The 12,144-nt window shown below is 65.3% G+C and carries 16 protein-coding genes; 10 read left to right on the top strand and 6 right to left on the bottom strand.

The window, feature by feature from the left end:
* The first annotated feature begins 10 nt into the window (after positions 1 to 10).
* The 10 genes from ACU0B3_RS00915 (at position 11) to ureG (ending at position 6,187) form a co-directional block, all read left to right on the top strand.
* Positions 11 to 313, top strand: a complete 303-nt coding sequence (locus tag ACU0B3_RS00915) for an urease subunit gamma (RefSeq protein ID WP_446258922.1) — start codon at positions 11 to 13, stop codon at positions 311 to 313.
* A 94-nt stretch (positions 314 to 407) separates the two neighbouring features.
* Positions 408 to 692 (top strand): hypothetical protein, encoded by a 285-nt coding sequence (locus ACU0B3_RS00910; RefSeq protein WP_446258921.1) that lies wholly within the window; start codon positions 408 to 410, stop codon positions 690 to 692.
* A complete protein-coding gene (locus ACU0B3_RS00905; protein WP_446258920.1) occupies positions 689 to 994 on the top strand; it encodes an urease subunit beta in 306 nt (101 codons plus the stop codon). Before ACU0B3_RS00910 ends, ACU0B3_RS00905 begins: the two co-directional genes overlap by 4 nt.
* A gap of 1 nt (position 995) precedes the next feature.
* Positions 996 to 1,388, top strand: a complete 393-nt coding sequence (locus ACU0B3_RS00900) for a lysozyme inhibitor LprI family protein (RefSeq protein ID WP_446258919.1) — start codon at positions 996 to 998, stop codon at positions 1,386 to 1,388.
* A gap of 96 nt (positions 1,389 to 1,484) precedes the next feature.
* Positions 1,485 to 1,610 (top strand): hypothetical protein, encoded by a 126-nt coding sequence (locus ACU0B3_RS00895; protein WP_446258918.1) that lies wholly within the window; start codon positions 1,485 to 1,487, stop codon positions 1,608 to 1,610.
* Positions 1,607 to 2,068: a hypothetical protein gene (locus ACU0B3_RS00890; protein WP_446258917.1), complete on the top strand. Its 462-nt coding sequence runs from the start codon at positions 1,607 to 1,609 to the stop codon at positions 2,066 to 2,068. Before ACU0B3_RS00895 ends, ACU0B3_RS00890 begins: the two co-directional genes overlap by 4 nt.
* A 94-nt stretch (positions 2,069 to 2,162) precedes the next feature.
* Entirely contained in the window at positions 2,163 to 3,920 is a 1,758-nt protein-coding gene (gene ureC / locus ACU0B3_RS00885; RefSeq protein ID WP_446258916.1) for an urease subunit alpha, read from the top strand.
* A gap of 409 nt (positions 3,921 to 4,329) precedes the next feature.
* Positions 4,330 to 4,800, top strand: coding sequence for an urease accessory protein UreE (locus ACU0B3_RS00880; RefSeq protein ID WP_446258959.1), 471 nt, complete (start codon positions 4,330 to 4,332; stop codon positions 4,798 to 4,800).
* Complete coding sequence (locus tag ACU0B3_RS00875) at positions 4,787 to 5,419, top strand: urease accessory protein UreF (RefSeq protein ID WP_446258915.1); 633 nt, start codon at positions 4,787 to 4,789, stop codon at positions 5,417 to 5,419. The genes ACU0B3_RS00880 and ACU0B3_RS00875 overlap by 14 nt, the downstream gene beginning before the upstream one ends.
* A 132-nt stretch (positions 5,420 to 5,551) precedes the next feature.
* The gene (gene ureG / locus ACU0B3_RS00870; RefSeq protein ID WP_446258914.1) at positions 5,552 to 6,187 is read left to right on the top strand and encodes an urease accessory protein UreG; all 636 of its coding nucleotides are present in this window, start codon (positions 5,552 to 5,554) and stop codon (positions 6,185 to 6,187) included.
* A gap of 61 nt (positions 6,188 to 6,248) precedes the next feature.
* Here ureG and ACU0B3_RS00865 read toward each other — a convergent pair whose 3' ends face one another.
* The 6 genes from ACU0B3_RS00865 to ACU0B3_RS00840 form a co-directional block, all read right to left on the bottom strand.
* Positions 6,249 to 7,319, bottom strand: a complete 1,071-nt coding sequence (locus ACU0B3_RS00865) for an NAD(P)/FAD-dependent oxidoreductase (protein ID WP_446258913.1) — start codon at positions 7,317 to 7,319, stop codon at positions 6,249 to 6,251.
* Entirely contained in the window at positions 7,316 to 8,248 is a 933-nt protein-coding gene (locus ACU0B3_RS00860; protein ID WP_446258912.1) for an aldo/keto reductase, read from the bottom strand. The genes ACU0B3_RS00865 and ACU0B3_RS00860 overlap by 4 nt, the downstream gene beginning before the upstream one ends.
* 99 nt (positions 8,249 to 8,347) lie before the next feature.
* A complete protein-coding gene (locus ACU0B3_RS00855; protein ID WP_446258911.1) occupies positions 8,348 to 9,427 on the bottom strand; it encodes a BMP family ABC transporter substrate-binding protein in 1,080 nt (359 codons plus the stop codon).
* On the bottom strand, positions 9,424 to 10,155 hold the full coding sequence (locus tag ACU0B3_RS00850; RefSeq protein WP_446258910.1) for an ion transporter: 732 nt from the start codon (positions 10,153 to 10,155) through the stop codon (positions 9,424 to 9,426). The genes ACU0B3_RS00855 and ACU0B3_RS00850 overlap by 4 nt, the downstream gene beginning before the upstream one ends.
* Positions 10,156 to 10,179: 24 nt before the next feature.
* Positions 10,180 to 11,100, bottom strand: a complete 921-nt coding sequence (locus tag ACU0B3_RS00845; protein ID WP_446258909.1) for an ABC transporter permease — start codon at positions 11,098 to 11,100, stop codon at positions 10,180 to 10,182.
* Positions 11,097 to 12,140, bottom strand: a complete 1,044-nt coding sequence (locus ACU0B3_RS00840) for an ABC transporter permease (protein WP_446258908.1) — start codon at positions 12,138 to 12,140, stop codon at positions 11,097 to 11,099. The genes ACU0B3_RS00845 and ACU0B3_RS00840 overlap by 4 nt, the downstream gene beginning before the upstream one ends.
* Positions 12,141 to 12,144 lie beyond the last annotated feature (4 nt).

Genomic DNA, 12,144 nt, shown 5'->3' with positions numbered 1-12,144 from the left:
AAGGCCGCAGATGCAGCTGACCCCGCGCGAAAAAGACAAGCTGCTGATCTCGATGGCGGCGGAGGTGGCGCGCAAGCGTCTGGCGCGCGGCGTCAAGCTGAACCACCCCGAGGCGATTGCGCTTATCACCGATGCGGTTGTCGAGGGCGCGCGCGACGGGCGCTGCGTCGCCGATCTGATGGAGGCGGGCGCCCATGTGGTGACGGCGGAGATGTGCATGGAGGGGATCGCTGAGATGATCCACGACGTGCAGGTCGAGGCCACGTTTCCTGACGGCACCAAGCTGGTGACGGTGCACAATCCGATCCGGTGAGGCGCGCGCGGGGCTGAACACATATGCTCCGCCCGGCGGGGCGACCACAGGGGCAGGCGCGCCGCGCCCGGTCCCCAGCAAAGGAGGGTGGCACATGCTCCTCACATTTCTTTTGTCCATAGGGGCGGGCTATCTCGTGCGGCTGGCAGAGCCGATGGTGCGCGATGCGCTGAAGTCGGTCACGCTGATGGAGCTCGCGATCAGCGACGGGCTGTACGACATGCTGACGCTGCTGTTGCTGATGCTGGCGCTCGCGGTGATCTGCACGATCCTCGGCCTGCCGACGCCGGCGTTTGTGGTGATCCTCGGCGCGCTTGTGGGTGTGTTCGGGCAGGACATTCTGCGTGTGGCGCAATCCAAGGGAGGAGATGCAGAATGATCCCGGGAGAGATTCTACCGGCAGACGGCACGCAGACACTGAACGCGAGTGCCACGGCGATCACGCTCATGGTCGCGAATACTGGCGACCGCCCTGTGCAGGTGGGCAGCCACTACCATTTCGGCGAGGCCAATAGCGCGCTCGACTTCGACCGGGAGGCGGCGCGTGGCATGCGGCTCGACATCGCTGCGGGCACAGCCGTCCGGTTCGAGCCGGGCCAGCGCCGCGAAGTGCAGCTGATCCCGATCAGCGGCGCGCGGCGCGTCTACGGGTTCAACCAGCAGGTTATGGGAGCGCTTTGAGATGCGGTATTGGGTGGTCTGTCTTTCGCTCCTCATGGCCACGCCTGCGGCGGCGCAGACGCTCAACTGCGCCGATCCACAGACGCAGGTGGAGATGACCGGCTGCGCGGCCGAGGCGTACGAGGCTGCCGATGAGGACCTGAACCTAGCCTGGGGGATGGCGATCGCGCAGGCGCGCATCCTGGATCAGGGGCTGGGCGCCGATGAGGTCAAGACAAGCGTGATCCTGCGTGACGCGCAGCGCGCCTGGATCCCCTTCCGCGACAAGGCGTGCGAGGCCGAGAGCCTGCTCGCGCGCGGCGGGTCGATGCAGAACATGCTCTTTTACATCTGCCTCGAGCGGCTGACGCGGGCGCGTACCGAAGAGCTGCGGTTTTTTGGTGAGGTGAACTGAAGCAGCGTCTTTGCCCGTGTCCGGCTTTCGCGCGGGGGAGCTTTGCTCCCCCCGGACCCCCTCAGGATATTGCCAGCCAGAAGAAGGGGGCTCGGGATGCTTGGGGGGCCGTTTCGCTTTTTGAGAGATCACGAGATGGGCGTTGAGGTGCAGCTTCGGGAGATGCCGATGCGGACATACGGGCTAGTGGCGGCGCTGCAGGACGAGGCGTTTCAGGCGTGAGGCGACGTGTTGTGGTGACTTTCGACTATGCCTGTGATCCGGGCCTTGTCTGGGACATCAACACTCGGTTCGACAGTTTTGGGCGTCTGATGACGGGGGTTGCCACGTTCGAGGGGATGCCGGAGGCGCGGCAGCTGGCGCGCGGTGACGTGTTCGACGTGCGCGTGCGGCTCTTTGGCTGGATGCCGGCGATGCCCTACCGGATGGAGGTTGTGGACTGCGATCACGCGGCGCGCCGGTTTTGCAGTGTCGAATTCGGGGGCTCGATCAGGCAGTGGGCGCATGTCTCGGAGGTGGTCGAGACGCCGGAGGGGTGCCGATTCACCGACAGTGTGACAGTAGATGCAGGGCTCGCGACGCCGCTGATGCCGTTTTGGGTGCGCAACGTTCATCGCAGCCGGCATGCGCCGCGGCTTGAGATAATCGCGAAACGGCGGGCAGGACTGCCCAGTGGTTGAGCGAGGGGCTGCGATCAGCGCCGCCGGGACCTCGGGAGATTGACAAGAGCGCCGCGGCCATGTGCCATGCGGATGACGATCAAAGGAGCTGCCGATGCCGGCCACCATCTCTCGCGCGGACTATGCTGCCATGTTCGGGCCCACGACCGGGGACCGGGTGCGGCTCGCCGACACGGACCTCATCATCGAGGTCGAGCGCGATCTGATCGCCGAAAACGCGGGAGGGCAAACTGGTGGCAGCGGGCCGAACGCCGGGCTCTACGGCGAGGAGGTCAAATTCGGCGGCGGCAAGGTCATCCGCGACGGGATGGGGCAATCCCAGGCAACCCGGGCCGAGGGCGCGGTCGACACGGTCATCACCAACGCGCTGATCGTCGACTGGACGGGCATCTACAAGGCCGACGTTGGCCTCAGGGACGGGCGCATCCACAAGATCGGCAAGGCCGGCAACCCCGACACCCAGCCCGGCGTCGACATCATCGTCGGACCCGGCACAGAGGCCATTGCGGGTGAGGGGAAAATCCTGACGGCGGGCGGCTTTGACAGCCACATCCACTTTATCTGTCCGCAGCAGATCGAGGACGCGCTGCACTCGGGCCTGACGACGATGCTCGGCGGTGGCACGGGGCCGGCGCATGGCACTTTGGCGACGACTTGCACGCCGGGTCCCTGGCACATCGGACGGATGCTGCAGGCCGCCGACGCCTTCCCGATGAACCTCGCCTTTGCGGGGAAGGGCAACGCCTCCCTCCCGGCGGCGCTCGAGGAGCAGATCAACGGCGGTGCCTGCGCGCTGAAACTGCACGAGGATTGGGGGACCACGCCCGGCGCCATCGACTGCTGCCTCTCGGTAGCGGACGCGATGGACGTGCAGGTGATGATCCACACCGACACGCTCAACGAAAGCGGGTTTGTCGAGAATACCGTAGCAGCGATGAAGGGCCGGACGATCCACGCCTTCCACACCGAAGGGGCGGGGGGCGGGCACGCGCCGGACATCATCAAGATCTGCGGGGAGGAGCACGTACTCCCGTCGTCGACCAACCCCACGCGCCCCTTCACGGTGAACACGCTCGAAGAGCACCTCGACATGCTGATGGTCTGTCACCACCTCGACAAGTCGATCCCGGAGGATGTGGCCTTCGCCGAAAGCCGCATCCGGCGGGAGACCATCGCCGCCGAGGACATCCTGCACGACATGGGCGCCTTTTCGATCATCGCGTCCGACAGCCAGGCCATGGGACGGGTGGGCGAGGTGCTGATCCGCACCTGGCAGACCGCCGACAAGATGAAGAAACAGCGCGGACGCCTGCCCGAAGAGACCGGCGACAACGACAACCTCCGCGTGCGCCGATACATCGCCAAGTACACGATCAATCCCGCCATCGCACATGGGCTCAGCCATGAGATCGGCAGCATCGAGGAAGGCAAACGCGCCGACCTCTGCCTTTGGAATACGGCATTCTTCGGAGTGAAACCCGAGATGGTGCTGATCGGCGGCTCGATCGTCTGCGCGCAGATGGGCGATCCGAACGCCTCGATCCCGACGCCGCAGCCGGTCTACACCCGCCCCATGTTCGGCGCCTATGGGCGGTCGGTCGAGAATTCGGCGGTGACGTTTGTGTCCGAGGCCGCGCAAGCGGCTGGCCTCGGCGCGTCGCTCGGTTTGGCCAAGCAGACGCTGGCCGTGCAGAACACCCGGCAAATCGGGAAGAAGGAGCTCAAGCTCAACGACGCCACGCCGCATGTGGAGGTGCATCCCGAAACCTACGAGGTCCGCGCCGACGGCGAGCTGCTCACCTGCCAGCCGGCTGAGGTCCTCCCCATGGCGCAGCGGTATTTTCTGTTTTGAAACAAGTCAGTAAGGCTCTTGGACCTCAAGGTCCCCGCCGAGTGCAACCGGACAAGACGCAGTCGGTCTGGTCAGTACAGTCGTCGTCACGCGCTCCTTCCAGTATGCCGGATCGCTCTGGATTTCGGCAGGCAAGAGGTCTTTTTGAAGAATGCGAGACCGTGTCGTGCGCATTGTCACGACACTCCGCGTCCCCTCGATTGCGCCGTTTACCCGAGCCTCAAGCAGAAGCGTGCGCAGATGCTCTTCTTCGGCTTTCAGAGCTTTCTTCAAAGCACGCACATCGAAAAGGCGATCCGCGATGTCAGCAAGGTTTGGTGCGATTGGCATGTCAAACCCTACGGCGGCAGAGCTTAAGGTCTGGTGAACGCTTGCCAACTTATGTGTCAAACATTGCAAAGATCGCGTGATGCTCACCGCCCACACATACCGCGACCACGGCCATGGCCCGGCGCAAGACACACTTGTCCTCAACTACGACTCCCGCTTCCTGCGGCGCAAGGTCCTCTACACGCAGAGCGGTACCGACCTACTGGTTGATCTGGCGCAAACCACCTCTCTCGATCAAGGCGGGCGCCTCGTGACGACGGACGGCGCGGAGATCGAGGTTATCGCCGCGCCCGAACCCCTCCTTGAAGTGACCGCCAGCGACCTCACCCGCGTCGCCTGGCACGTTGGCAACCGCCACACGCCCTGCCAGATCGAAAGCGCGCGCCTCCTGATCCAACGCGACCCGGTGATGCACGCGATGCTGGACCACCTCGGCGCCACCGTGCGCGAGGTCACCGAGCCCTTCACGCCCGAAGGCGGCGCCTATGGCCACGGACGTACGCACAGCCACGACCACGGCCACACGCTGCACACCCATGCGCACGACTGACCTTCTGACGCTGCAGCAATGGCTGTCCCCGGCCTTCCCGCTCGGCAGCTTTGCTTATTCCCATGGGCTGGAGACCGAGATCGCCGCGGGGCGCGTCTCCTCGGCCGCAACGCTCGAAGAATGGCTCACTGACATCCTCCAGCACGGCACCGGGCGCACCGACGCGATCCTGATCCGCGCCGCTGCCACCGGCACCTGGCAAGACGCCGACATACTGGCCCGCACCCTCGCCCCTTCCGCCGAACGCCTGCAGGAAGCACTCGACCAGGGCGCCGCCTTCACGCGCACAACAGCCGCCATCTCCCAGGCGCCACAGGACCCAACCACGTTCCCCGTTGCCTTTGGCCGCGCCGTCGCGCACGCGAACCTCCCCGTCACCGAAGCCATCGCCGCCTACCTGCATGCCTTCACCTCGAACCTCGTCTCCGCCGCGGTGCGCCTTGTCCCACTCGGCCAGACCGAAGGCCAAGCCGCGCTCACAAGCCTCTCCGCAACCTGCCTCGACATTGCCGAAACAACCCAAGGCACCATTCTCGACGACATCGGCTCGGCTACCTTCCTCGCCGACATCGCCTCGATGCGCCACGAAACCCTCAGCCCGCGCGTCTTCCGCACATGAGCGCCGGGGTCCCCAGTTCTCTGGTTCGAAAATACCTCGGGGAGGACGTCGAAAATCCCATTTTCGACGGGAGGGGCTGGCCCCTCCATCCCACCCTCAGACACCCACGAAAACATCGATGACGGAGCACCCATGACCTCACCCAACGGCCCCCTCCGCGTCGGCATCGGCGGCCCTGTCGGGGCTGGCAAAACCACGCTCACCGCCGCCCTCTGCCGCAAGCTCTCGCAAGACTTCTCCGTCGGCGCGATCACCAACGACATCTACACGCAGGAAGACGCCGAGGCGCTCATGCGCATGCAGGCCCTGCCGCTCGACCGGATCATCGGCGTCGAGACCGGCGGCTGCCCGCACACCGCGATCCGCGAGGACGCCTCGATCAACTTGGCCGCCGTGGCCGAGATGAGCGCACGGCACCCGGACCTCGACGTCGTGCTGATCGAAAGCGGAGGCGATAACCTCTCGGCGACCTTCTCGCCGGAGCTCGCGGATGTAACGCTCTACGTGATCGACGTGGCGGCGGGCGAGGAAATCCCGCGCAAGGGCGGGCCGGCCATCACCAAGTCCGATCTGCTTGTCATCAACAAGACCGACCTTGCCCCGCATGTCGGCGCCTCGCTCGAGGTGATGGAGCGCGACGCCACTCGCGTGCGCGCAGGGCGACCGTTCGAATTCTGCGCGCTCCGCCATGGCACCGGGGTCGATGCCGTGGTCGCGCATCTAACCCGCATGGGCGGTCTGACAAAACCCGCCGTCGTGGATGGGTGAGATCACCCATCCTACAAGGCGCGACACTCCGTAGGATGGGTGCTTGCACCCATCTCGCCGCTCAGGAAAACCGACCGGGATCGACTGCGGCGACGACATCCGCAGCAAGCTCGGGCGCACGCCCAAGGACCAAGTCCGCGGCCAACTGCGAGGCGGCCACGCAAGTCTGAAAGCCGTACCCGCCCTGACCCGCCAGCCAGAAAAACTCAGGCACACCCGCATCACGACCGATCACCAAAGCCCGGTCCGGGGCAAAGGTCCGCAAACCCGCCCAGCTTGTCTCGACCCGGGTCACCGGCTCGGACACCATAGCCTCGTACCGCGCCAGCCCTTCGGCCAGAACCATGTCGTCCGGCCAGGCATCCATCGGCGCGCAGGCATGTTCTTCGGACGGAGACACCAGCCACTTGCCGGCGTCGGGCTTGGCGTACCACGCCTCCCCGACACCATCGACAAACGGCCACCCGGTCACGTCGTGCCCACCCGGCGCAGGCAGGCGCGCCATCGAGCGGCGGTAGGGCTGCAGACCCAACGGCTGCACGCCCGCCATCTGCGCCACCTCGTCGGCCCAGGCGCCTGCGGCATTGATCAGCACGTGCGCCGTCCAGCTTTGCGCGCCGCTGGTCACCTGCCACAGGCCATCGGCGCGCGCGATCTCCGTGACCTTCACGCCCGTGACAATCTCCGCCCCAGCCTGCCGCGCTGTGCGGGCAAAGCTTTGCAGCAACAGATCGGTGTCCAGGTCGAACATGTCCGGGCGGTAGGCCGCAAAAGCGACCGCCTCACGAGACAGGATCGGAATGCGCCTCCGCGCCTCGTCCGGCGAGATTTGCGTCAGGCCAAAATCCTTCGCCTCCGCCGCATGCGCCTCTTTCTCGTCGGCGCGCCCGACCAGCATCATCCCGCGTGGCTTCAGCACGCCGCTCTCGTGCAGGTAGACGGCACTCGCCTTGTTGAGCGCGCGCACTGCGCTGTTGCCGTAATCCTCGATAAAGGCCGCCGCCGACCGGCCCGAGGCGTGGTAGGCAAGCGACGTCTCACCCTCGAGCACGGTGACCGATGCGTGCGGCGCCAGCCGCGCAGCCGCGGAGATGCCGGCGATCCCGCCGCCGATAACGAGGACGTCCGTCATGCTTCCTCGTTGCGGTCCGTGGCTGGCGCGGGTGTCGGCGACAGCGCCGTGATCTCTGCGTAGACCGCGTCCTCGATCTCGAAATTCAAGCCGGCGAGGGAGGGCCCGAGCTGGGTCGGAGCGCTGGCCGAGATGATCGGTGCGGTGACGGCAGAATGGCGCGCGACCCAGGCGACGGCGAGCGTCTCGGCCGCAATCCCGCGCGTGTCCGCGAGGTGCGCCAACGCACCGGCCGTACCCGGCATCCAATCGATCCCGTAGCGCGCGCCATAGCGATGATCTTCGGTCAGGCGCCCCGTACCGCCAGAGGCGTACTTGCCCGTCAGCAGCCCCCCGCCGAGCGGCGAGTAGGGGAAGACGGCGATACTCTCGCTCTCGGCCATCGGGAGCAGCTCCACCTCGGCCTGCCGTTTGACGAGGTTGTACATCGGCTGGATCGCGTCGATCCGCGTGCCGTGCTGCGCGGCAATAGCCTGCGCCTTCATCACCTGCCAGGCGGCAAAATTCGACACGCCGATGTGCCGGATCACACCCTCGGATTGCAGCGCGGCCAGGCTCGCCACCGTCTCTTCGAGCGGGGTCGTGTCATCGAAGCGGTGCAGGTAGAGCAGGTCGATCTCGTCGAGCGCCATGCGCTGGCGGCTGCGATCCACGCTCGCGCGCAGGTTCGCGTCGGTCGCAGGCTGATCGTAGGCGGCCTTGGTCGCGACAAAGACGTCCTCGCGTTCCGCCGCAACGCAGGCACCCAGCAGCGTCTCGGACGCGCCGCCGGTGTAGAGGCTCGCGGTATCAAAGGCGTTGATCCCCGCCGCGCGGCACATCGCGTACATCTCGGAGGAGGCGTCCGCATCTGCCTTCCCCCCGAACTGCATCGTGCCGAACATGAGAGAAGAGAGGGGCTGGCCGGAGAGGGTGGTCATCTGTGTCATGGCCGCTTTGTGCCACGCTGCGCCCGGCAGGAAAACATCTGCCACAAAAAAGTAGGGTGGGCCGAGGCCCACCCTACGTGTCGCGCCATGAGGCGAGGATCAGTTCGGAATGTCGCCCGTCAGACCTTCGACGTAGAAGGACATGCCAGCCAGATCGCCGTCCGAGGCCGTCTCGCCCTCGGCCAGCCAAACGGAGCCGTCCTGCTTGTTGATCGGGCCGGTGAACGGGTGATATTCGCTCGTGCGCATGGCCTCGATCATCGCCAGCGCCTCTTCCTTGACGTCCGCCGGCACCGCGTCGGTGATCTCGCCGATCTCGACCATACCCGTCGGGATGCCGTCCCAGGTGTCCACGCTCTCCCAGGTGCCGTCCATCACCGCCTGCACGCGGTCGATGTAGTAGGGCGCCCAGTTGTCGATGATCGAGGAGACGCGCGGGAATGGGGCGTATTCGCTCATGTCCGACGCCTGGCCAAAGGTCACAACGCCGCCCGCCTGCTGCGCCGCCGCCTGCGGAGCCGTCGAGTCGGTGTGCTGCAGCACAACATCCGCGCCCTGCTCGATCAGCGCCTTGGCCGAGTCGGCCTCCTTCTGCGGGTCAAACCATGTGAAGGCCCAGATGATCTTGAACTCGACCTCGGGGTTCACCGCCTTGGCGTGCAGGTAAGCTGCGTTGATGCCGCGGATGACCTCCGGGATCGGGTAGGAGGCGATGTAGCCGATGATGTTCGACTTGGTCATCTTGCCCGCGATGTGGCCCTGCACCGCGCGTCCCTCGTAGAACCGTGCCGAGTAGGTCGAGACGTTGTCCGCGCGCTTGTAGCCCGTGGCGTGCTCGAACTTCACGTCCGGGAACTTGGCCGCAACGTTGATCGTCGGGTCCATGTAGCCGAACGAGGTGGTAAAGATGATGTCCGCCCCGTCGAGCGCCATCTGCGTCATCACGCGCTCGGAGTCCGGGCCCTCAGCCACGTTCTCCACGTACATGGTTTCGACCGCGTCGCCAAAATGTTCCTCGACCGCCAAAAGGCCCTGGTGGTGCTCGTAGGTCCAGCCGCCGTCACCGATCGGACCGACGTAGACAAAGCCCACCTTGGTTTTCTCGTGACCGTCGGCCAGGGCTGCGCCCGCAAGGCCAAGCGCGGCAGCGCTCGCCAAAAGGATGCGACGTGTGATCATGTGACATTCTCCCCATCAGATGTATCGCGCGCCATATCATCCGGTTGCGGTGCATTGAGCAAGGCAGATGTCACGATTCCCGCGGGCACCGCCACGATGCCGAGCCCGATGAACAAAACGCAGGCGGTAAAGAGCCGCCCGCCGGCGGTGATCGGCACCATGTCCCCGTAGCCCACCGTGGTGAGCGTCGCGAGCGCCCACCAGAGGCTCGCCGGGATCGAGGTGAACACGTCCGGCTGCGCGCGGTGCTCGAACGCGTAAATCCCCACCGCGCAGAGATAAAGCGCCAGCAGCGCCACGAGGGTAAAGAGGATCAGCTCGCCCCTGACGCGCACCAGCGCCGCCGTCAGCCGCGCGTAGGCCGGAGCCAGGCGCAACAGCTTGAGCAGGCGAAAGAGCCGCATCAGCCGCAGCACGCGCATCGCCTGCAACTCGGGGTAGACCAGCACCAGCAGCGGCAGACAGGCGAGCAGATCGATGATCCCCCAAAAGCTGAAAAGATACCGCCAGCGATTCGGCGCCGCATAGAGCCGGACCGCAAACTCGACCGCAAAAAGCAGCGTCAGCCCGGCCCCCAGCCACAAAAGAGCCCTCTGTGCGCCCTCTGGTAGGTCCGGCACGGTCCGCAGCGCCAGCACCCCCGCCGAGAGCACGATCATCGCATAGATGACAAGCCGCACAGCCGGCAGGCGCTCCCCGTCGAGGATGGCCTGCAACTTCCCCCGCATCACGCTGTCACCGCGCGGCGTGGCCTACCTTGACGCATGAAACGTGCGCCCCAGGCTCCCCGGCGCCGACGACCGGTCCGCCGACAGGAACACCAGCACCAGGATCGTGATGATATACGGCGACATCGACAGGTACTCGACCGGGATCTTGAACCCCGCCGCCTGCAGGTTCAGCTGCAGCACCGTGACCCCACCAAAGAGGTAGGCGCCTATGAGGGCCCGCCACGGCTTCCACGAGGCAAAGACCACCAGCGCCAGCGCAATCCACCCGATCCCCGCCGTCATCCCTTCGGTCCACTGCGGCACTCGGATGAGGCTGATGTAGGCACCGCCCAGCCCCGCGCAGGCTCCGCCAAAGAGGATCGCGAGCACCCGGATGCGCACCACCTTGTAGCCAAGCGCAAAGGCGGCCTCGGCATTCTCGCCCACCGCGCGCAGCTCGAGCCCCGCCCGGCTGCGGGTGAGGAACCACCAGACGCCCGCCACCAAAGCGATCCCCAGATAGAGCGCCGGATCATGACTGAAAAGAATCGGTCCCAGCACCGGCATATCGCTCAGACCTGGGATATTGAGCCTCGGCATCTCCGGAGGCTTCACCCCCACGTAATCCTGACCCATCAGCGAGGAAATCCCGAGCCCCATCAGCGTCAACGCCAGCCCGCTCGGCACCTGCGTCGCCAGCGCAAACTGCGTCAGGATCGCAAAGAGCGCGGCCAGGAGCGCTCCACCTATAGCGGCAAACAAAAGCCCCAGCAGCGGCGAGCCCGTCTCCACCGAAATGATGAACCCCGAGATCGCCCCGACGATCATCATCCCCTCGACGCCAAGGTTCAGCACGCCCGCTTTCTCGACCACCAGCTCGCCGATGGCGGCAAAGATCAAAGGCGTCGCCGCCAGCATCAACGAGGCGATCAAAAGGACTGGATCAATCGCACCAAAGCTCATGCCGCAGCCCTCCCGGTGACCTTCACCCGAAAGTTGATCAGCAGATCAAACGCCAAAAGGAAAAAGAGCAGCATCCCCTGGAATACCTGGATCGCCGCCGCTGGAAGACCCAGCTGCGATTGCGCAATGTCCCCGCCAATATACGTCAGCGCCATCAGCAGCCCCGCAAAGAGGATGCCGATCGGATTGAGCCTCCCAAGAAAGGCGACGATGATCGCGGTGAACCCATACCCGACGTTAAAATCGATGGTGATCTGCCCCGCAGGCCCGGCCACTTCGAACATGCCCGCAAGCCCTGCGAGCGCGCCCGACACCCCAAGGACAAAGAGGATCATCCGCGCCGGGTTCACCCCAGCAAAGCGTGCTGCCCTCGGCGCTTCCCCTGTCAGCCGGATCTGGAACCCCAGCATGTGCCGCGTCAGCAGAACGTAGGAGAGGATCACCGCCACAAAGGCCGCCGCCACCCCCCAATGCAGCCCCGTCCCTGCAATGAGGTCCGCATTGAACGCACTCGGGTACTGCTGCAGATTGCGCGAGCCCGGAAAGCCAAATCCCTCGGGGTTCTTCAGCAGTCCCAAGGCCATAGAGGCCAGCAGCTGCTCGGCCACATACACCAACATCAAAGACACCAGGATCTCGTTGGTGCCAAATCGCACCTTCAAAACCCCCGGGATCATCGCCCAGGCCCAGCCGCCCAGCGCACCTGCCAATGCCATCAATGGAAAGATCAAAACGCTCTCCAGCGGGTAAAATGCCAGAGCAACACCCGCACCGCACAACGCCCCGATGATGTACTGCCCCTCCGCCCCGATGTTCCAGACACCTGCCCGAAACCCGAGCGCCAGCCCGATGGCAATCAGGATCAGCGGGCCGCCCTTTACGAGCAGCTGCGGACGGTAAAAGAAAGAGAACTCCCCAAACAGAGGCTCGTAAAAGATCACGCGGATCGCATCGAACGGGCTCTTGCCAAGCGCGGCAAACAAAACGCCCCCCGCCACCATCGTCGCCAAAACCGCGAGCAAAGGCGTGGCGAAACTCAAGACC

The organism is Pseudaestuariivita sp. (genome assembly GCF_052825805.1).
Note: the sequence above shows the minus strand (reverse complement) of the source record. Positions and strands in the feature narration are given on the sequence as shown.